The organism is Ruegeria sp. BA12 (assembly GCF_056539625.1).
Window position 1 is genome coordinate 815,680 of the sequence record NZ_JBQFVF010000001.1, and the last position, 17,681, is coordinate 833,360.

Genomic DNA, 17,681 nt, shown 5'->3' on the forward strand with positions numbered 1-17,681 from the left:
TCACTGTCGGTCAGCGTGACCGGCATCTCCGTTTAAACGTTGTTTCAAGGCAGGAAAAGGGGACAGTTTGCCCCCTTTAGTCACAAGCTGGCGATTGCGATCTCAGCCGCGCAGGCGGTCCTGATAGTGGTGATCTTTCCAGTTAGCGCGGGCCAGCCACTGATCTTCCGTCTGGCGGTTGGCAAGCGCGTGATCAATCTCGACCTCGTCAAAGCCACTGCGGCGGGCCATCGCATATTGGTCGGCCAGCACATGGCCCTTGGCACGCAAGCGCCCGGTGTAGCCCTTCAGGCGCAGGACGCGAGCAATGGTGAAGCCGCGACCATCGGCCGAGGATGGAAAATCCACACGCACCATTTTGGCGTTGCCTAGGCGGTCAAACAACTCATCCGGGTCCGTATCCGAGGCCACGTCAAGTGCGACCACGTCATTGGCCGCATCTTCCAGTGTGACAAAGCCATCGGTCCAGTCATCGGGGGCGAACCCCGTATCCGTTACGATTACGTTCATGTTTTCTCTCCTGCGCGCACCATCTTACCATCGACAAAATGGATGCCGCATTCTTCCTTGTTCTGATCGCGCCAACGTCCGGCGCGGGGATCTTCGCCCTCTTTGACCGGCGAGGTGCAGGGCGCACAACCGATCGAAGGGTATCCTTTGGCCACCAGCGGATGCCGGGGCAGGTTGTTCTCTTCCATATAGGCGCGCACATCTTCGGGCGCCCAATGGGCCAGCGGGTTGACCTTGATCCGACCGGTTCCGTCCTCGACCTCAAAGAAATCCAGGGCGGACCGCGAGCCGGACTGGAACCGTTTGCGCCCGGTAATCCAGCCGTCGAATCCCGCCAGTGCCTTTTGCAGCGGGAAGGTCTTGCGCAGGTTGCAGCACGCATCCATGTCGTTCAGCCGCAAAGCACCGTATGGGTCGTCACGCTCAAGGTCTTCGTCCTCGGCCCGAATGATGCGGACATTCGACAGGCCCAAACGCTCGCTCACCTCCTGCTGGTATTCCAGCGTTTCGGTAAACAGCATTTGCGTATTCACAAACAAAACCGGTGTGGCCTTGTTCACCACAGCCGCCATATGCAGCAGCACAACCGATTCAGCCCCAAAGCTTGAGACCAGAGCAAGCTCGTCGATCTCTTCAATCGCGCCGTGCATCACATCATGAGCGCTGTGATGGCGGAACTGGGCGTTCAGTGCTTCGACCTGTTCGGTCAGTTCAGCACGATCTTTACCCAGTTCCGTCTGGATTAGGTCAAGCGGCATTGGCCTGCGCCTCGGGGTAGAGGGCAGCCTTGAATGGTGCCATGCCTACCCGGCGATAGGTTTGCAGGAATTCTTCCTCTGCGCTTTCGCGTTGCTCAAGATACGTGTCAACGATGCGTTCCACGGCAGGCACGATTTCGTCATAGGCAAAGCCGGGACCCGTGCGATCGCCGATGGCCGCGTTCTCGGTGCCGTCACCACCCAGAGTGATCTGGTAGTTTTCGACGCCTGCACGGTCTAGACCCAGAATACCGATATGACCAACGTGGTGGTGACCACAGGCGTTGATGCAGCCCGAGATCTTGATCTTCAGGTGGCCGATATCATGCTCAAGCTTGAGGTCATCAAAGCGTGTCGCGATTTCCTGGGCAACAGGGATTGAGCGCGCTGTCGCCAGGGCGCAGTAGTCCATGCCAGGGCAGGCGATGATGTCGCTGATCAGGCCGATGTTGGCGGTCGCCAGCTCGTACTCTTTCAGCTTCGCGTGGATCGCGGGCAGGTCCGACTTGTGGACGTGCGGCAGGATCACGTTCTGCTCATGGCTGATGCGCAGCTCGTCATAGGCAAACTCTTCGGCCAGATCAGCCATCACGCGCATCTGCTCGGCAGTCGCGTCACCCGGTGTCGCGCCGTGTTTTTTGATTGAGATCGTAACAATCGCATGATCCGCGTTCTTGTGCGGCGCGATGTTGGTGTCGACCCACGAGCGGAAAACCGGATCGTTGGTATAGGCGCTTTCAAACGACGCAACCGAACCTTCGCGGAAGGCAGGCGGGGCGAAGTGGCCCTTGATTTCCTCCAGCAGGGCCATATCGGCCCCTTTGAACTGCGAGCGAACCTGCAGGAAGCGCTCGTTAACCTTCGCGCGAATTGCGTCAATGCCGTGCTCATGTACGGTGATCTTGATGCGCGCCTTGTACTTGTTGTCACGGCGGCCGATCTGGTTCCAGACGGAAACGGTGGCTTCGAGATACGCCAATAGGTCGTCAAAGGCGACGAATTCGGATAGTTCCTTGCCAATCATCGGCGTGCGGCCCAAACCACCGCCCACGATGACGCGGGCACCCAGAATACCGTCGCGCTCGACCAGTTGCAGGCCAATGTCATGCGCCTTGATCACGGCGCGGTCCTCTTCCGAGCCGGTGATGGCAATCTTGAACTTACGCGGCATGAATTGGAATTCCGGGTGGTCGGTGGACCACTGGCGCAGAAGTTCGGCATAGGGGCGTGGATCGGCGACCTCATCAGCCGCGGCGCCGGCAAAATGGTCGGCTGTCACGTTGCGGATGGTGTTGCCCGAGGTCTGGATGGCATGCATGCCAACCTCGGCCAGCGCGTCCAGCATATCCGGAACGTCGTTCAGTTTCGGCCAGTTGTACTGAATGTTCTGGCGGGTGGTGAAATGGCCATAGCCCTTGTCCCATTTCTCGGCCAGCAGAGCCAGCTGGCGCATTTGCGCACTGGACAGCGTGCCGTAAGGGATCGCGACGCGCAGCATATAGGCGTGCAACTGCAGATACAGGCCGTTCATCAGGCGCAAGGGCTTGAATTCATCTTCGGTCAGCGAACCGTCAATGCGGCGCTCGACCTGGGCGCGGAACTGTGCGTTACGCTCTGCCAGAAAATCGTGGTCAAATTCGGAGTAGCGATACATGTCTAGCTGTCCTTAGTTGCAGCCCCGATACCGAGGGGCCTTGAAGGGGAGAGAGTAGGCCAGAGGTTAGGCCCGGGGCTGCGTTGCTGTTTCCTGCTTGCCGTGGGCATAGTTTGACGGGCCGGTACGGCGGAAATCCTCGCGGAAATGGGTGGGTTCGGGGCCGGTTGCGCCAGCGACGGCATCCGCCAGATAAGCACCGACAATCTTGTTGGCCTGGCGTTGGGCATCCAGCAAGCGAACCTGCGCATGTGCTTCGTCTGTGATCAGTTCCGCTTCGCGCAGATCACGCGACCAGCGGTCGTCTTCGGTCAGGTAAATAACGTCACCTTCCAACAGATCGTTGGCGGTCACTACTTTGGGGGTAAAAGCGCGGGCCATCAGGCGTGCTCCTTCTTGAATTCGGTCAGGGCCTGGGCCGCTTGGCGCGGGGCGAGGCCATAAAAGGTCAGGGCGGGGCCGTCCATTTCAGCGGCGGCCAGGTCATTGGGCAGTTGGTCCAGATTGGTGGCCAGAATGCGTTGATCGGGGCGCGAGGCATTTTCGACCAGCGTCACCGGCGTGTCCCGGTCGGCACCGTGCATGATCAGGCGGCCCTGAATGAAGCGGGCGGATTTCTTACCCATATAGATCGCCGCAACGGAACCAGCACGTGCCAGCGCGGCCCAGTCGTGATCGGCAAATCCTTTCATGTCATGGCCGGTCAGGATGCGCACGGACGAGTTGCGGCCACGGCGGGTCAGGCTTTGACCAATCCCGGCGACGGCTGCCGACGCAGCAGTGATGCCAGGCACGATTTGCCAGGTGATGCCTGCGGCCTGAACCGCTTCGATCTCTTCATCCAGGCGCCCGAAAACGGTCGGATCGCCAGACTTCAACCGTACCACGCGCTGACCTTTCAGAGCGTAATCCACAAGCAGGGCATCAATGTCTTCCTGCTTCCATGACGGACCAAACCCGGCCTTGCCTACATCGACCAGAACAGCGGTCTTTCCAGCCAGTTCCAGAACCTCGGCGCTGATCAGGCGGTCATGCAGTACGACGTCAGCGCGCGCGAAGGCTTTCAGCGCCTTGAGCGTCAGCAATTCCGGATCGCCCGGACCTGCGCCGACAAAGTCGACGTGCCCTGTGCCATCATATGAATGCGTAAACTGCATGTTCTGTTCCGCTTGGTTTGACTTGATCTGCAATATAGGAAATATTCCCGGTATTGCGCCATATGGGCGACCAAATAAGGACAAATGTTCTTCTGGCATCGCCAATTGGGACGCTGGTTTCGAAACAAAGGGAAAATTGGAATGTCGGTGCGGATAGATGACACGGATCGGAAAATTTTGGCCGAGCTACAGCGCGATGCCAGCCAATCGCTGGATGAAATAGCCGCCCGTGTCGGCAGCTCCAAGACCCCCGTCTGGAATCGAATCCGCAAGCTGAAAGGGGCCGGAGTCATCGGTCAGCAGACCGTTTTGCTGGACGCCGAAGCGCTGGGGTTTGAGGCCACATTCTTCGTTCTGATCCGAACCTCTGAACATGAGGCAGAATGGCAGCGCAAGTTCCTCAAGGCCCTGCGTGACCGGCCCGAAGTGCAAGAGGCACACCGACTGGCCGGTGACATTGATTATATCCTGAAGGTGCGGGTCAAAAACGCGCGGGCCTATGACGTCTTCTATCAGACCCTAATTTCCGAGGTGCGCGTGCATAACGTGACCGCCTTGCTGTCGATGGAAGAGATCAAATCCACCACAATGCTGCCGCTGAATGCGCTGATCGAAAGCTAAAGCCGCTTAGAGCTGAACCATCAACCGGGTCAGCCCGTGGAAATGATAGGTATTCGAATAACCCGGTTCGTCGACCAAGCGCAGCTCTGGGCATCGGTCGAACAACGCTTGTAACGCAATTCGCATCTCTAACCGGGCCAGCGGGGCACCGACGCAGAAATGCAAACCGCCACCGAAACTGGTATTGGTGACAATCGGGCGCGAGGGGTCAAAGCGCCCCGGATCGCTCCAGATCAAAGGGTCGCGGTTTGCGGCACCCAGTAGCAGGGCAACCTCTTCTCCACGTTTGAAGTCGTGGCCGAAAACCTCAACATCTTCATACGCATAGCGGGTGAACATATGCAGGGGCGGATCGTAACGCAGGATTTCCTCGACCAACCTGTCCGGATCACAAGTTCGGGGATCAAATCCTAGTTGCAGAACCGTTTTCACACCGTTGCCCAATGAATGAACCGTCGCCTCATGCCCCGCATTCAGCAGCAATATGCAGGTGGCGACCAGTTCATCGTGCGAAAGCTTTTCACCCTCTTCCTCGGCCGCGATCAAGCGGGTGATCAGATCGTCCTGGGGATCGGTCCGGCGCTGTTCGATATAGTCAGTGAGGAAAAGTGTAAAATCACGCGCGGCGTCTGCGGCTTTGTCCTCGGTCTGGCGTGTCCGGCTGGCCTGATACATTGCCACCATGGCATGCGACCATCGTAACAGATCCGGCGACATTTCTTCGGGTACACCCAGAAGACGGCAGATGGTGATCACGGGAACCTGCGTGCAAAACGCGTCCAGCAGGTTGAAAGGCGTGCCGGGGAATTGGTCGATCAAGCTGTGGCTGAGGTCTTGGATGGAAGGTTCCAACGCGACAATCCCACGCGACGTAAAGGCGCGCATGACCAGCGCGCGCAGCCGCGTGTGGCGGGGTGGTTCAGCCTCAAGCAGGGAATGCGCCTCGGTCATCAACCAGGGCGCCAAGTGGTCGGGCCCAGGGCGTTGCAGTTCGGTGGGAACCTCCCGACCAAAGCGGCGATCTTTCAGGAAGGCCTGTACAGCCCGGTGCGAAACTGCTGCGACCTTCTGGTAATCCTCCCAATATACAAGGTCCCCATGCGCACGAACGGCGTCATAGAACTGATAGGGGTTTTGAACAAAATCCGGTTCGACCGGGGATTGGAACACCGTCTTCATGCTCGGCAGACTTGCCATGTGGTCCGTCGAATGCAAGACCCTAAGTCATGCAAAGGGTTTGGTTGATCTTGGGTTTTCTGTGTGTCGTCGGGCTGTTGTCCGCCGGGGTTTGGTCTTATGGGTATCGGCAGGCGCTGTCGCAGCTGAGTGAAAAGGCCGAAGCGGATCTCGAATTGGCTGCAGATCGGCTCAGTACTCAGTTGCAGGTGTATCAGGAGCTGGCCGTTCTAATGTCAGGGCACCCTGAATTGCGCAACCTGAACAATCCTGTGGATTTGGCTGTTGCCCGTGCCTTGTTGCTGGAGGTTGCTGACAAAACTGCGGCTGTCGATGTTTTGTATGCTGATGCTTCGGGGCGCGTATTGGCGGCAGCGCATGACGTTGTAGGCGGCAATGTTTCGGGTCAACCTGCGTTCGAACGTGCGATGCAAGGCGCATTGGGCAGTTCCCACGGCGTCCTGCCCAAGATGGGAAGCCGGATTTTCACCTACGCTGCGCCGGACTTTGCACCGAATGGTAAGGTCTTAGGCGCTTTGATCGTCATCGCCGATGTCGAGGGTATCGAGCAGACCTGGCGCGGTAGCACCGAAGCCGTATACTTTGTTGATCGCACCGGCTTGGTGTTCATTTCCAACCGATCTGAATTGTTGTTTTGGCAACGCACAGAGGGGCAATTGGGATTGATCCCTCCGAGCGGTGAAAGGGTTGTGTTTTCCGAAACCCGCCTTGGTTCGTTCGAGTTATGGCAGCTAGGGTGGGGGCCATACTTGCCGCAGCGCGCCTTACATCTCAGTCGGGATTTGCCGGTGATCGGTATGACGGGCGAAGTGGTCATGGATGTGGCCCCCGCACGGCGTCTGGCCGGTTTGCAGGCGGCTACAGTTGCGGCGATCTGCCTGGCCTTTGGCGCCCTGCTTTTTCTGGCGACCGAGCGCAGGCGTACCCTGGCCGAGGCCAATTCGGAACTTGAGATTCGCGTCGCCGAGCGCACCCATGCTCTGACGGCGGTCAACACTGCTTTGCGCCGCGAGGTTCACGAGCGGCAAGAGGCTGAGGCCGCGTTGAAACACGCGCAGGAAGAGCTTATTCAGGCCGGCAAACTGAGCGCCCTGGGTCAGATGTCGGCGGGCATCAGTCATGAATTGAATCAGCCTCTGATGGCAATCCGGCAATTTGCTGACAATGGGGCTGCGTTCCTGTCGCGAGGCCGCGCAGAAAAGGCTGGCGAAAACCTGACACGCATTTCTGATATGGCCGCCCGGATGGCGCGGATCATCAAAAACCTGCGCGCTTTTGCCCGCAATGAAAGTGAGCCAATGGGCAAGGTCGATCTGGTGCAGGTGATTGACACGGCTGTGGAGCTGACCGAAGCGCGCCTGCGTGCCGAGAGCGTCACGATGGAATGGCATGCCCCAGAAACACCGGTATATGCGTGGGGCGGGGAAGTGCGGCTGGTTCAGGTCTTTGTAAACCTGATCAACAACGCCGCAGACGCGATGAGCCAGCAGGATGATCGGCTTATTCGAATTGCAATCAACAACGGAAAGAAGCTGTCTGTTACTGTGCGAGATATCGGGCCCGGCATTGAAAACACGGAAAAACTGTTCGAGCCGTTCTACTCGACAAAGGCTGTTGGTTCGTCCGAAGGGATGGGTCTTGGCCTTTCGATCTCGTATGGTCTGGTACAGAGTTTTGGCGGTAACATTCGGGGGTCCAACGCCGGAACAGGTGCGATGTTTACGGTCGAGCTTGAATATTACCGGGAAGATAAAGTGGCATGACGCGCAAGGTTCTATTGGTCGATGATGACGCCGCCGTTCGCGAGGCATTGGCGCAGACGCTGGAATTAGCAGAATACCATCCGGTCACGGCGGGGTCGTTTGTGGCGGCCAAGGACCACATTCGTGATGATTTTCCGGGTGTGATCGTGTCGGATATCCGCATGCCGGGGCGGGACGGGTTTCACCTTTTGAACTACGCGAATGAAGTCGACCCGGAACTGCCGGTTGTTCTTTTGACAGGCGAAGGGGATATTCCCATGGCAGTGCGGGCCATGGGACAGGGCGCTTTCGATTTTCTGGAAAAACCCTGTGCGGCTGCGGACCTGCTTGAGGTATTGAATAAGGCTTTTGCTGCTCGCGCTCTGGTTTTGGAACGGCGAGCCTTGAAGAACGAACTGATGCGCGGAGATCCGGCCGCGCGGTTGCTGTTCGGTCTATCCGCACAGGCCGAAGCGTTGAGAGAGCGTGTTCGGACCGTCGCCCCCACCGGGGCCGAAGTTTTGGTTACCGGGCCCGCAGGCAGCGGGATTTCGAAAGTGGCCGAGGTCGTTCATCTGATGTCGCCGCAGGTTCATGGCTCGTTCGTGAAACAGCCGTCATCGGGTTTGACGCCTGAGGCGCTGATCCAGGTCTGCGAAGATGCCGCGGGGGGATCACTGTTTTTGGATGAGATTTCAGCTATGCCAGAGGCCACTCAGTATGCCGCGCTGGAGTTGGTCGAGCAGGGCGTGGGTGCGCGTATTTTGGCGGGCACAACGGCTGATTTGGCCGCACTGTCTGCTGAGGGGCGGTTTCATGCGGACCTGTTCTATCGCTTGGATGTGATGCGCGTGCGCATTCCGTCTTTGGCGGAACGGCCTGAGGATATACCGGTGATCTTTCGCCACTATGTGGCTCAGGCCGCCGAACAGTCGGGCATTGCGGAACCCGAGATAACATCGGATCACCTCGCCACGCTCATGGTCAGAGAATGGCCTGGGAACGCGCGATCCTTGATGTCTGCGGCGATGCGATTTGTTCTGGGGATGCCCGAAGAGGTTTCACAAGCCGTCGACTTGGGGCTGAGCGAACAGATGGCGCGGGTTGAGAGGTCATTGCTGATTGCAGCGCTGGGGCGGCACAACGGCAAGGCATCAGAGGCGGCAAAGGCGCTGAAGCTGCCGCGCAAAACCTTCTATGACAAACTGGCCAGATATCAGATTCGCCCAGAGGATTACCGCAGGTAGTCGCAGGTTCTCCCGCCCCCTTTGACCGCATTATCATGCGGTTAAAGGCGTTGGGCAGTGCAGCCCGCTGGTGCGGGCTGCTGTTGGATCAAGCCAAGAGAGACCTGATTCTTTCGAAGTGATTCGAGAGAAGTGCGAGAATCCGCACAACGATCGTCAAGCGTGTGCGGATTTTCACACAGCGGGTCATGTTGCGTAATAGGTTAATTGAAAGTTCACCATTTAACAGACTAATTTAAAAGGGAAAAAATTCGAATGTGGCGCATTGTAACAAATCGTTGAGCCGTACCTGCTGATTCAGTTCACTTCCCGGCATCCGGCGCTGATCAAGCGCCAATTGGAGTATCTAGGAAGTCCGGGAGGAAAAGGCTGATGAAATTTCTGACAACCGCTGCAACGGCGATTGCACTGTCCGCAATTGCCACGACTGGCATGGCGGCTTGCGACGATGGTGAAATCGTTGTGAAGTTTGCGCATGTGACGAACACTGATAAGCACCCCAAAGGCATCGCGGCATCGCTGCTGGAACAGCGCGTGAATGATGAGATGAACGGCGTGATGTGCGTTGAGGTCTATCCGAACTCAACACTTTATAACGACGACAAAGTGCTTGAGGCGATGCTGCAGGGCGACGTGCAATTGGCTGCACCGTCGCTGTCGAAATTCGAGAAGTTCACTAAGCAGTTTCGCCTGTTTGACCTGCCGTTCATGTTCAAGAACATCGACGCTGTCGATGCATTCCAGGCCTCGGCGGAAGGTCAGGCAATGAAAGACAGCATGCAGCGCCGTGGCCTGCAAGGTCTGGCGTTCTGGCACAATGGCATGAAGCAGATGTCGGCCAACAAACCGCTGGTTGATCCGTCGGATGCGGATGGCCTGAAGTTCCGCGTGCAGTCCTCGGACGTGCTGGTTGCACAGATGGAGGCCATCGGCGGCAGCCCGCAGAAAATGGCTTTCTCGGAAGTGTACGGCGCGCTGCAACAGGGCGTTGTGGACGGGCAGGAAAACACCTGGTCGAACATCTATGGCAAGAAGTTCTTTGAGGTACAGGACGGCATCACCGAGACCAACCACGGCATTATCGACTATCTGGTCGTAACCTCGGTGGATTGGCTGGACAGCCTTGATCCAGAAGTGCGTGAACAGTTTCTGACCATTCTGGCAGAGGTTACCGAGACCCGGAACAAAGAAGCCTTTTCTGTGAACGAAGCGGCCAAAGCCTCGATCACCGACGCGGGTGGAATCATTCGTGATCTGAACCCCGAACAGCGTCAGGCCTGGGTCGATGCAATGAAACCGGTTTGGGACAAGTTCGCCGACGACGTGGGTCAGGACAAGATCGACGCTGCTCAGGCAATCAACGCCGGGTTCTGATCCTGGTTGAGGCCGCGCGTCAGGGGGCTGGGGAGTTGCTGACGCGCAGGCCGGGCGGGCCGACATAACAGGCCCGCCCGCTATTACTCTCATCACAAAAAATTTGCGGGGACTAAAGAGATGTCTGGTGCGAAATCCGGCCAAGGCGGGCTGGTCGACCATATCGAAGAAACCCTGATCGCGTTGTTGCTGGGCCTGATGACGGCCGTGACCTTTGCCAATGTGATCGCGCGGTTCGTGTTCAATTCCAACATTCTGTGGGCGCTTGAGCTGACGGTGTTCACCTTTGGCTGGCTGGTGCTGCTGGGGGCGTCATATGCGGTGAAAAAGCACGCGCATCTTGGTGTGGATGCCATCCTGAATATGCTGGCCCCGGCGCCACGTCGCGTTCTGGCGTTAGTTGCAGTGGGGTGCTGTCTGGTGTTTTCGCTGCTGATGCTCAAAGGCGCGTATGACTATTGGGCTGTATTCGCTGATCTGCCGCCCACGTCGGGCCGTTGGTTCCCGACAGGTTTCAATTTCGACGCCCGTAGTCAGAGTTTCTACGAGGTCGACGATATCCCCATGGTCGCGCCGCTGCGATTCCTGGAAGCGATGATCAACTACGACGAGGCCTACGAGAAACTGCCTAAAGTCGTCCCGTATTTCATCCTACCGTTGTCGATGCTGCTGCTGGTGATCCGCTTTACGCAGGCCGCCATTCAGATTTGGCGGGGCGAGGCCGATCGCATTGTCGCCAGCCATGAGGTTGAGGACGAGATCGAAGAAGTGCGCGCTCAGCAAGGAGAGCATGACTGATGGACGTTGTATTCCTTTTCTCGATGGTCATCGGCCTGCTGCTGATCGGGGTTCCGATAGCGGTGGCTCTGGGCCTAAGCTCGACCCTGTTCCTTCTTATGTATTCCGACAGTTCGCTGGCTTCGGTGGCTGGCACGTTGTTCGAAGCGTTTGAGGGGCATTTCACACTGCTGGCGATCCCGTTCTTTATCCTCGCGTCATCATTCATGACGACGGGCGGTGTAGCGCGGCGGATCATCCGGTTTTCGATTGCCTGTGTGGGCCATTTGCCGGGCGGTCTTGCAATCGCGGGCGTGTTTGCCTGTATGTTGTTCGCGGCGCTGTCCGGATCGTCTCCGGCGACTGTTGTGGCCATCGGCTCGATTGTGATCGCAGGGATGCGCCAAGTGGGTTATTCCAAGGAATTTGCCGCCGGTGTGATCTGTAACGCGGGTACGCTGGGCATTCTGATCCCACCGTCAATCGTGATGGTTGTGTATGCCGCGGCCGTTGAAGTCTCGGTTGGGCGTATGTTCCTTGCCGGTGTTATTCCGGGCCTGATGGCCGGTCTGATGCTGATGATCACCATCTATGTCATGGCTAAGGTCAAGAACCTGCCGAAAGGTGAATGGAAAGGGTGGGGCGAGGTCTTTACCTCGGCACGCGAAGCCGGTTGGGGGCTGTTCCTGATCGTCATCATCCTTGGCGGGATCTATGGCGGTATCTTTACCCCAACCGAAGCTGCGGCTGTGGCGGCCGTCTACGCGTTCCTGATTGCTAGCTTTGTCTACAAGGATATGGGGCCACTTAGCACGGAAGAGGGTCAGGCGAACCTGTCGCTGATCAAGAAACCCTATGCACTGATCACGGCCTTCTTCCACCCTGACACCAAACACACCTTGTTCGAGGCCGGTAAGCTGACCGTCACGCTGCTGTTCGTCATTGCCAACGCGCTGATCCTGAAGCATGTGCTGACAGACGAACAGGTGCCACAGCACATCGCCAGCGCCATGCTCTCGGCTGGTCTGGGGCCGGTGACGTTCCTGATCGTGGTTAACGTGATCCTACTGATTGGCGGTCAGTTCATGGAGCCTTCGGGTCTACTGGTCATCGTTGCACCACTGGTCTTTCCGATTGCGATTGAGCTGGGCATCGACCCGATCCATCTGGGCATCATCATGGTGGTGAACATGGAGATCGGGATGATCACGCCCCCAGTCGGTTTGAACCTGTTCGTGACATCCGGCGTGGCGGGCATGCCGATGATGGGTGTGGTGAAGGCGGCGCTGCCGTTCCTGGCCGTCCTGTTCGTCTTCCTGATCATGGTGACGTATATCCCGTGGATATCGACCTTCCTGCCCAATACCTTCATGGGGCCGGAAATCATAACGAACTAGCGAAGAGAACCCTTCGTTCAGGCCGGGCAGCGCAATCTGCCCGGCCTTTTTCTTTGCCAGCCACTTGAAGTTGTGGCCAACCTTCCCACATCGGTGGCAGAGGACGACCTCCCCATTAGGGTGATCATACGGGACGACCCGAAGAGTTTCGAGGTGTCCCTATGTCCTGGATTTATCTGTTGTTCGCTGGCCTGCTTGAAATCGTGTGGGCCGTCGCCATGAAGCAATCCGCGGGTTTCACGCGGCTTTGGCCGACCGCCATCATGGGGGTGTCCATGGTTGGCTCGTTCGGTTTGCTGGCCATGGCGATGCGTACACTGCCCTTGGGCACGGCCTACGTCATCTGGACCGGCATCGGCGCAGTAGGGGCGTTTCTTGTCGGAATCATGCTGTTGGGCGAAACAGTAAATGCCGCGCGTATCATCGCGGCGGTTCTGATCGTGACAGGTCTGGTGACAATGAAACTGGCCTGAGCTACCGCTCAGGCCTTTTGCAGCGCATCAATAATGCCCGAGAAGTCCTGCGCCTTCAGGCTGGCGCCACCGACAAGCGCGCCGTCCACATTCGACACGGCAAAGATATCGGCGGCATTGTTGGGCTTGACCGAACCCCCATACAACAGGCGCACGGACCGCCCGACTCCTTCGCCGAAGCGCCGCTCCAGACGGTTGCGGATAAAGTCGTGAACCTCTCCGATTTCTTCCAGCGTAGGCACCTTACCTGTGCCGATGGCCCAGATCGGCTCATAAGCGACGATCAGGTTCTCACCGGTCGACTGATCCGGGATCGAACCCGACAATTGGCCGCCGATGATATCCAGCGTATTGGCGGCCTCACGCTGTTCCAGACTTTCGCCGACGCAAATGATCGCCTTCAACCCGGCATCCATGGCTGCGCGGGCCTTGGCGCGGACGGTTTCGTTCTGTTCACCGTGATCTTCGCGACGTTCGGAATGGCCCAGAATGACGGCATTGGCTCCGGCATCGACTAGCATATCCGCGCTGATATCACCCGTGTGCGCGCCCGAGGGCGCAGCGTGACAGTCCTGTCCTCCAGTGGCGACACCGGTCTCGCGTACAGTTTCGACGGCACGGTGCAGCAACGTTGCAGGCGGGCAGATCAGAATGTCGATCGTCGGCGAAGGAAAGGCGCGGGCCAGAGCGTCCAACTCGCTCAGCGCTGCTGTGGTTCCGTTCATCTTCCAATTCCCAGCCGCCAGCTTGCGCCGCATATCCCGATCTCCTTGAAATTCGTAAATTCTGGAACCGGATAGCATCGCCAGCTCGGGCTGACAATTGCGGTTCCAGCGCAGCCATCAAAACGGCAACTTCCACCGCAGTCGAAGGTAGGGGGTCGTTAACTTCGGGGGACTTAAGATTGAGAAGACAGTTTTTCGTCGAACTTAATCGATTCGCCACACCCACAAGCGTCAACGACATTTGGATTGCGGAACTTGAACCCGGATTCCAGCAGCGAGACCTCATAGTCGATCTCGGTTCCAAACAGGAACATCTGCGCCATCGGTGCAATCATGATCCGCGCGCCATCCTGTTCTACGACTTCGTCGTTCGTTTCTGGCTGATCGACATAGTCCATCGTGTATTCCATGCCAGCGCAGCCACCTTTTTTGATGCCGATGCGCAGGCCCGCATGGCCGCCAGTATCCATCAGGCGGGCAATCTGCTCTGCCGCCTTAGGCGTCATGGTCACGGCCTGTTTGCCGGGAATGCCGAACATTGTGATCTCCGTTGTCGCGCGTAGCCTTCAATTTAGTGCCGACCAGGCAATGGCTCAAGGCATAGCAGCCATTCTTACCTAACAATTCGCGACTTTGGGGATTGTTCTTGCGTTTTGAAACAAGCTGACCTTAGCTGAGCATGGGCAATTTCAGGCAGTTAGATATAGGGTGAAGCAAAATGACCAAGATTAAATTTACCTGCAAAAGCATTACATTGGCGTCAGTTGTTGCCATGTCTCCGTTACTTTCAAGCGCGGCCTTGGCTGAGGCAAAGTTAAAAAGGCATCCCGTTAATTGTGCAACTGCCGAAGGCGACTTGCGCGCTATTGCAGCCGAAAAAAAGCATGCGCAGGATCAGCAAGTGGAAAGTGTGGTATCAATTCTGCCCGCTGGGGCGCTTTTGGGTCTAATAACAGGAACCGAAAACAAGAGATTGTCCATGTTGTCAGGCGATTATGTAGAAGCCTTGGATGAACGAGCGGCGGAAATTAAATCCAAATGTGGCGTGCAATAAGTTGTGCTTTGCCATGAAAAAGACCGCTCTCGGGCAAGAGCGGTCTAGTGTTCTGGTCGTTAAGCCGGGTCTTTAACGGGGGGGCAAGCACAGGCCCGGCCAGCGCTTGGTGGGGTGCAAGCATGGACACGTGGAAACTATCACCAGGTTTTGGTAACGGTTTTTCAACGCGGTGATGACAGAAATATAAAGCTTTTATGTCAGGGGGATATTTGCCCGGCTTACATAAAGCCAAGCTCAAGTCGCGCTTCGTCGGACATCATTTCCATGCCCCAGGGGGGTTCCCATGTTAGCTCGACGTCAACCTCTTTGATGCCCGCGACGGGCTCTACCGCTTCGACGATCCAACCAGGCATTTCACCGGCAACCGGGCAGCCGGGTGCGGTTAGCGTCATGATGATTTTCACCGCGTTTTCTTGAGTGATGTCAATCGTGTAGATCAGACCAAGGTCGTAGATATTCACTGGAATTTCAGGATCAAAGACCGAGCGGCATGCTTCTACCACGTTGTCATATAGGGGGTGTTCAACGCTCGAAGGTGCAATCAGTGGGGTGCCTTCTAGGTGTTCACTCGGATGAGTCATTTGTGCCTCGGGTCTGTTACCTGAGCAATTATATAGGGAAAGCCAACGGCAGCGTCCAGAGGCGCAATGACGCCCCCTGAGGGGCGCCAGAAACTTTTAATCGTTAATGTCGTGCCGGAAGGTTTTCACCTGACCATGGGGCAGGGAATACACCCGGCGCAACACCAACCAGGCGATCAGCGACAGTGCCGCAAAGATCAACAGAAGGATTGGCAGAGACGGTGTGAGACCGGGGATAACCAGCAACACCCCTGTAACAGCGGCCCCGATCGCAAAGCCCAGAAAGATAAAGCCGGGCAGTACGATCTCAAGGATACCCAAGGCCAGCGCTCCGGCCAGCCATAGCCACCAGGTCAGCCAGAAGGGATCAGCCATTATTTTCCTCCTTTAAGCATCTTGAAGGCGTCGCCAAAGGCCTCCAGCGCATTGGCGGGCACAACGATCGTTTGCGAACCGGTGCCGTTGCCCAGGGCGTTCAGAGCCTCGACCTGTTTCAGGGCAACCTGATACTGCGCGGCTTCGATGCCGTTATCCTGAATGGCCTTGGCGACCACGCCGGTTGCATAAGCTTCAGCCTCGGCCTGAATGCGGCGCGCCTTGGCGGTTTGCTCGGCGGCATACAGTTCGGCATCTGCCTGCAGCTCGACCGAGCGCTTTTGACCTTCGGCCTCGGTTACCTGCGCACGGCGGGCGCGTTCCGCGTTCAGCTGCTGCAGCATCGCGTCGCGGGTGGCCTGATCCAAATTCACGTCCAGAATCTCGGCCCGGGTCACTTCGATACCCCAGTCGTCCACGGCGGTTTCGACGCTTTCCTGAATGCGTTCGATCAGTTGTGCGCGGTTCGATTGGACCTCATCCAAGTCCATTTTACCGATTTCCGCCCGTACGATACCGGCCACAGTTGTCGCAATCGCACCGTCTACATCACGGATACGATACACCGTCTTTTCCGGTTCGAGAATGCGATAAAACACCGAGGTGTCGATCTGCACAAGAACATTGTCTTTGGTAATCGCATCTTGGGTCGCGTTGGGCAGCTGGCGTTCCAAGATAGATATCTTGTGACGTGCAACATCCAGAAAAGGAACGATAAAATTGATGCCGGGGCCAAGCACCGAATGCAGGCGGCCAAACCGTTCGACCACGTATTTTTCCGATTGAGGGACGATTTTAATGCCCTTGAAAATGACAACGACGATCAGCACCGCCGCCAGCACGTAAATGATATTGGACGTCAGCAAGCCAATAATCTGGTCTTCGATCATATCTGTCCTCTTTTATTGTGTACTATGGTATACATGTGGGGATTGAGTCGCCCGATTTCAACTCTGGTATGGGGTGAACAGTCGCAGATGCAAATCTTTGAAGCTGCGGATGCGGGGTGGAAATTCAGGAATGTGACCGCTTTGCATCCCGTCTTGTTTGCGGTATCGGGCGCTATGAAACTGATCATTGATACAGACCCCGGCATCGACGATGCCATGGCCATCGCTTATGCCGCCGCCGCGCCCGAGATTGACCTGATCGGTCTGACGACGGTTTTCGGTAACACACACATTCACCAATCCAGCCGCAATGCGCGGTTTTTGCTGGATAAACTGGGGTTGGAAGTACCAGTGGCCGAAGGTGCGGCCTTTGCAGTGGGACAAAGTAGTCATGACCCCTCGGATCATGTGCATGGGCCTGAAGGTTTTGGCGATGTGACCGAGATTCCAGAGATTGGGGCCAATCATACGCTGACAGCAGCTGAGTTTTTGGTCGATATGGCGCGTGAGCATAAGGACGAGTTAGTCGTTTGCGCAGTTGGTCCACTGACGAATGTCGCCGCTGCTATGCGTTTGGATCCGCAGTTTGCGACAAATATCAAACGGTTGGTGATCATGGGGGGCGCGGTTTACTGCCCCGGGAACGTCACTCAATTCGCCGAAGCCAACATCTATCACGACGCCCAGGCTGCAGATAAGGTATTCGCCGCACCACCACAGACCGTATTGGTGGGTTTGGATGTGACGTTGAAAACCCTTTATGAAACCGCGGATTTCGAGGCGTTGGCGGGCCGATCACCGAATATGGGAGGGTTCCTGCGCGATATCTCTCGGTTCTATTTGAAGTTCTACAAAGAGGTTGGCGGGCTAGAGGGATGTGGGTTACACGACTCGACGGCTGTGATTGCCTGCACCCATGAACCAATGTTCGATATGGTCGAAACAGGGTTGCGCGTGGCGACCGAGGGGGCTGAAGTTGGCGCGACTCGTCCCGATCCTTCGCGACCTCCGGTTCGTGTGTGTCGGGATGTAGATGGGGCAGGGGTGGTGAATCTGTTCACAGACCGCGTCGCCTCGCTTCCCTGACGGGTTGCATTGGACCGACAGATCGGGCAAATGCTGCCCGGTTCAGAGACCCCGAGGCAC

The 17,681-nt window shown here is 57.1% G+C and carries 20 protein-coding genes; 9 read left to right on the forward strand and 11 right to left on the reverse strand.

Annotated features, from left to right (window positions below):
• Window positions 1-102: 102 nt before the first annotated feature.
• From ACR0B0_RS03990 to cobA, 5 genes are all read right to left on the reverse strand, one after another.
• Window positions 103-510 (reverse strand): DUF934 domain-containing protein, encoded by a 408-nt coding sequence (locus ACR0B0_RS03990; RefSeq protein WP_170348550.1) that lies wholly within the window; start codon window positions 508-510, stop codon window positions 103-105.
• Entirely contained in the window at window positions 507-1,268 is a 762-nt protein-coding gene (locus ACR0B0_RS03995) for a phosphoadenylyl-sulfate reductase (protein ID WP_480646531.1), read from the reverse strand. The genes ACR0B0_RS03990 and ACR0B0_RS03995 overlap by 4 nt, the downstream gene beginning before the upstream one ends.
• Window positions 1,258-2,922 (reverse strand): nitrite/sulfite reductase, encoded by a 1,665-nt coding sequence (locus ACR0B0_RS04000; RefSeq protein WP_480646533.1) that lies wholly within the window; start codon window positions 2,920-2,922, stop codon window positions 1,258-1,260. The genes ACR0B0_RS03995 and ACR0B0_RS04000 overlap by 11 nt, the downstream gene beginning before the upstream one ends.
• 66 nt (window positions 2,923-2,988) lie before the next feature.
• Entirely contained in the window at window positions 2,989-3,303 is a 315-nt protein-coding gene (locus ACR0B0_RS04005; RefSeq protein ID WP_170348553.1) for a DUF2849 domain-containing protein, read from the reverse strand.
• The gene (gene cobA, locus ACR0B0_RS04010; RefSeq protein WP_480646535.1) at window positions 3,303-4,079 is read right to left on the reverse strand and encodes a uroporphyrinogen-III C-methyltransferase; all 777 of its coding nucleotides are present in this window, start codon (window positions 4,077-4,079) and stop codon (window positions 3,303-3,305) included. The genes ACR0B0_RS04005 and cobA overlap by 1 nt, the downstream gene beginning before the upstream one ends.
• Before the next feature lie 141 nt (window positions 4,080-4,220).
• Between cobA and ACR0B0_RS04015 the strand changes: the two genes are divergently transcribed.
• Window positions 4,221-4,700, forward strand: coding sequence for an Lrp/AsnC family transcriptional regulator (locus ACR0B0_RS04015; protein ID WP_170348555.1), 480 nt, complete (start codon window positions 4,221-4,223; stop codon window positions 4,698-4,700).
• 6 nt (window positions 4,701-4,706) lie between these two features.
• Here the strand turns inward: ACR0B0_RS04015 and ACR0B0_RS04020 are convergent, their stop codons facing one another.
• Window positions 4,707-5,879, reverse strand: a complete 1,173-nt coding sequence (locus ACR0B0_RS04020; protein WP_480646761.1) for a cytochrome P450 — start codon at window positions 5,877-5,879, stop codon at window positions 4,707-4,709.
• Window positions 5,880-5,926: 47 nt separating this feature from the next.
• On the opposite strand from ACR0B0_RS04020, the gene ACR0B0_RS04025 reads away from it, so the two are divergent.
• The 6 genes from ACR0B0_RS04025 (at window position 5,927) to ACR0B0_RS04050 (ending at window position 12,907) form a co-directional block, all read left to right on the forward strand.
• A complete protein-coding gene (locus ACR0B0_RS04025) occupies window positions 5,927-7,660 on the forward strand; it encodes a sensor histidine kinase (protein WP_480646537.1) in 1,734 nt (577 codons plus the stop codon).
• Window positions 7,657-8,886: a sigma-54-dependent transcriptional regulator gene (locus ACR0B0_RS04030; RefSeq protein ID WP_480646539.1), complete on the forward strand. Its 1,230-nt coding sequence runs from the start codon at window positions 7,657-7,659 to the stop codon at window positions 8,884-8,886. The genes ACR0B0_RS04025 and ACR0B0_RS04030 overlap by 4 nt, the downstream gene beginning before the upstream one ends.
• 372 nt (window positions 8,887-9,258) lie before the next feature.
• Complete coding sequence (locus ACR0B0_RS04035; RefSeq protein ID WP_302476798.1) at window positions 9,259-10,260, forward strand: DctP family TRAP transporter solute-binding subunit; 1,002 nt, start codon at window positions 9,259-9,261, stop codon at window positions 10,258-10,260.
• Between the two features lie 120 nt (window positions 10,261-10,380).
• Entirely contained in the window at window positions 10,381-11,058 is a 678-nt protein-coding gene (locus ACR0B0_RS04040; RefSeq protein WP_170348558.1) for a TRAP transporter small permease, read from the forward strand.
• Window positions 11,058-12,434 carry a TRAP transporter large permease gene (locus ACR0B0_RS04045; RefSeq protein WP_170348559.1) on the forward strand — a complete coding sequence of 459 codons (1,377 nt, stop codon included), beginning with the start codon at window positions 11,058-11,060 and terminating at the stop codon, window positions 12,432-12,434. The genes ACR0B0_RS04040 and ACR0B0_RS04045 overlap by 1 nt, the downstream gene beginning before the upstream one ends.
• 161 nt (window positions 12,435-12,595) lie before the next feature.
• The gene (locus ACR0B0_RS04050) at window positions 12,596-12,907 is read left to right on the forward strand and encodes a DMT family transporter (RefSeq protein WP_170358254.1); all 312 of its coding nucleotides are present in this window, start codon (window positions 12,596-12,598) and stop codon (window positions 12,905-12,907) included.
• Window positions 12,908-12,915: 8 nt separating this feature from the next.
• On the opposite strand, the gene tpiA is transcribed toward ACR0B0_RS04050, so the two are convergent.
• A complete protein-coding gene (gene tpiA / locus ACR0B0_RS04055; RefSeq protein ID WP_480646542.1) occupies window positions 12,916-13,665 on the reverse strand; it encodes a triose-phosphate isomerase in 750 nt (249 codons plus the stop codon).
• Window positions 13,666-13,805: 140 nt separating this feature from the next.
• Window positions 13,806-14,171 carry a HesB/IscA family protein gene (locus ACR0B0_RS04060; RefSeq protein ID WP_170358258.1) on the reverse strand — a complete coding sequence of 122 codons (366 nt, stop codon included), beginning with the start codon at window positions 14,169-14,171 and terminating at the stop codon, window positions 13,806-13,808.
• A 179-nt stretch (window positions 14,172-14,350) separates the two neighbouring features.
• Here ACR0B0_RS04060 and ACR0B0_RS04065 point away from each other — a divergent pair, with 179 nt between their 5' ends.
• On the forward strand, window positions 14,351-14,686 hold the full coding sequence (locus tag ACR0B0_RS04065; RefSeq protein WP_480646544.1) for a hypothetical protein: 336 nt from the start codon (window positions 14,351-14,353) through the stop codon (window positions 14,684-14,686).
• A gap of 221 nt (window positions 14,687-14,907) precedes the next feature.
• On the opposite strand, the gene ACR0B0_RS04070 is transcribed toward ACR0B0_RS04065, so the two are convergent.
• The 3 genes from ACR0B0_RS04070 to ACR0B0_RS04080 form a co-directional block, all read right to left on the reverse strand.
• On the reverse strand, window positions 14,908-15,270 hold the full coding sequence (locus tag ACR0B0_RS04070) for an SUF system Fe-S cluster assembly protein (protein WP_170348564.1): 363 nt from the start codon (window positions 15,268-15,270) through the stop codon (window positions 14,908-14,910).
• Window positions 15,271-15,366: 96 nt separating this feature from the next.
• The gene (locus ACR0B0_RS04075) at window positions 15,367-15,645 is read right to left on the reverse strand and encodes an NfeD family protein (protein WP_170348565.1); all 279 of its coding nucleotides are present in this window, start codon (window positions 15,643-15,645) and stop codon (window positions 15,367-15,369) included.
• On the reverse strand, window positions 15,645-16,535 hold the full coding sequence (locus tag ACR0B0_RS04080) for an SPFH domain-containing protein (RefSeq protein ID WP_170348566.1): 891 nt from the start codon (window positions 16,533-16,535) through the stop codon (window positions 15,645-15,647). Before ACR0B0_RS04080 ends, ACR0B0_RS04075 begins: the two co-directional genes overlap by 1 nt.
• A gap of 174 nt (window positions 16,536-16,709) precedes the next feature.
• Here ACR0B0_RS04080 and ACR0B0_RS04085 point away from each other — a divergent pair, with 174 nt between their 5' ends.
• The gene (locus ACR0B0_RS04085) at window positions 16,710-17,621 is read left to right on the forward strand and encodes a nucleoside hydrolase (protein WP_170349397.1); all 912 of its coding nucleotides are present in this window, start codon (window positions 16,710-16,712) and stop codon (window positions 17,619-17,621) included.
• The last annotated feature ends 60 nt before the right edge of the window (window positions 17,622-17,681 follow it).

What these genes read in the sequence shown, in the direction of transcription:
- ACR0B0_RS04085 (WP_170349397.1), top strand. Translation starts at nt 16,710, where the DNA reads ATGAAACTGATCATTGATACAGACCCCGGCATCGACGATGCCATGGCC.
- ACR0B0_RS03995 (WP_480646531.1), bottom strand. Translation starts at nt 1,268, where the DNA reads ATGCCGCTTGACCTAATCCAGACGGAACTGGGTAAAGATCGTGCTGAA.
- ACR0B0_RS04045 (WP_170348559.1), top strand. Translation starts at nt 11,058, where the DNA reads ATGGACGTTGTATTCCTTTTCTCGATGGTCATCGGCCTGCTGCTGATC.
- ACR0B0_RS04005 (WP_170348553.1), bottom strand. Translation starts at nt 3,303, where the DNA reads ATGGCCCGCGCTTTTACCCCCAAAGTAGTGACCGCCAACGATCTGTTG.
- ACR0B0_RS04040 (WP_170348558.1), top strand. Translation starts at nt 10,381, where the DNA reads ATGTCTGGTGCGAAATCCGGCCAAGGCGGGCTGGTCGACCATATCGAA.
- ACR0B0_RS04080 (WP_170348566.1), bottom strand. Translation starts at nt 16,535, where the DNA reads ATGATCGAAGACCAGATTATTGGCTTGCTGACGTCCAATATCATTTAC.
- ACR0B0_RS04015 (WP_170348555.1), top strand. Translation starts at nt 4,221, where the DNA reads ATGTCGGTGCGGATAGATGACACGGATCGGAAAATTTTGGCCGAGCTA.
- ACR0B0_RS04030 (WP_480646539.1), top strand. Translation starts at nt 7,657, where the DNA reads ATGACGCGCAAGGTTCTATTGGTCGATGATGACGCCGCCGTTCGCGAG.
- ACR0B0_RS04000 (WP_480646533.1), bottom strand. Translation starts at nt 2,922, where the DNA reads ATGTATCGCTACTCCGAATTTGACCACGATTTTCTGGCAGAGCGTAAC.
- ACR0B0_RS04070 (WP_170348564.1), bottom strand. Translation starts at nt 15,270, where the DNA reads ATGACTCATCCGAGTGAACACCTAGAAGGCACCCCACTGATTGCACCT.
- cobA (WP_480646535.1), bottom strand. Translation starts at nt 4,079, where the DNA reads ATGCAGTTTACGCATTCATATGATGGCACAGGGCACGTCGACTTTGTC.
- ACR0B0_RS04065 (WP_480646544.1), top strand. Translation starts at nt 14,351, where the DNA reads ATGACCAAGATTAAATTTACCTGCAAAAGCATTACATTGGCGTCAGTT.
- ACR0B0_RS04050 (WP_170358254.1), top strand. Translation starts at nt 12,596, where the DNA reads ATGTCCTGGATTTATCTGTTGTTCGCTGGCCTGCTTGAAATCGTGTGG.
- ACR0B0_RS04075 (WP_170348565.1), bottom strand. Translation starts at nt 15,645, where the DNA reads ATGGCTGATCCCTTCTGGCTGACCTGGTGGCTATGGCTGGCCGGAGCG.
- ACR0B0_RS04020 (WP_480646761.1), bottom strand. Translation starts at nt 5,879, where the DNA reads ATGAAGACGGTGTTCCAATCCCCGGTCGAACCGGATTTTGTTCAAAAC.
- ACR0B0_RS04035 (WP_302476798.1), top strand. Translation starts at nt 9,259, where the DNA reads ATGAAATTTCTGACAACCGCTGCAACGGCGATTGCACTGTCCGCAATT.
- ACR0B0_RS04060 (WP_170358258.1), bottom strand. Translation starts at nt 14,171, where the DNA reads ATGTTCGGCATTCCCGGCAAACAGGCCGTGACCATGACGCCTAAGGCG.
- ACR0B0_RS04025 (WP_480646537.1), top strand. Translation starts at nt 5,927, where the DNA reads ATGCAAAGGGTTTGGTTGATCTTGGGTTTTCTGTGTGTCGTCGGGCTG.
- tpiA (WP_480646542.1), bottom strand. Translation starts at nt 13,665, where the DNA reads ATGCGGCGCAAGCTGGCGGCTGGGAATTGGAAGATGAACGGAACCACA.
- ACR0B0_RS03990 (WP_170348550.1), bottom strand. Translation starts at nt 510, where the DNA reads ATGAACGTAATCGTAACGGATACGGGGTTCGCCCCCGATGACTGGACC.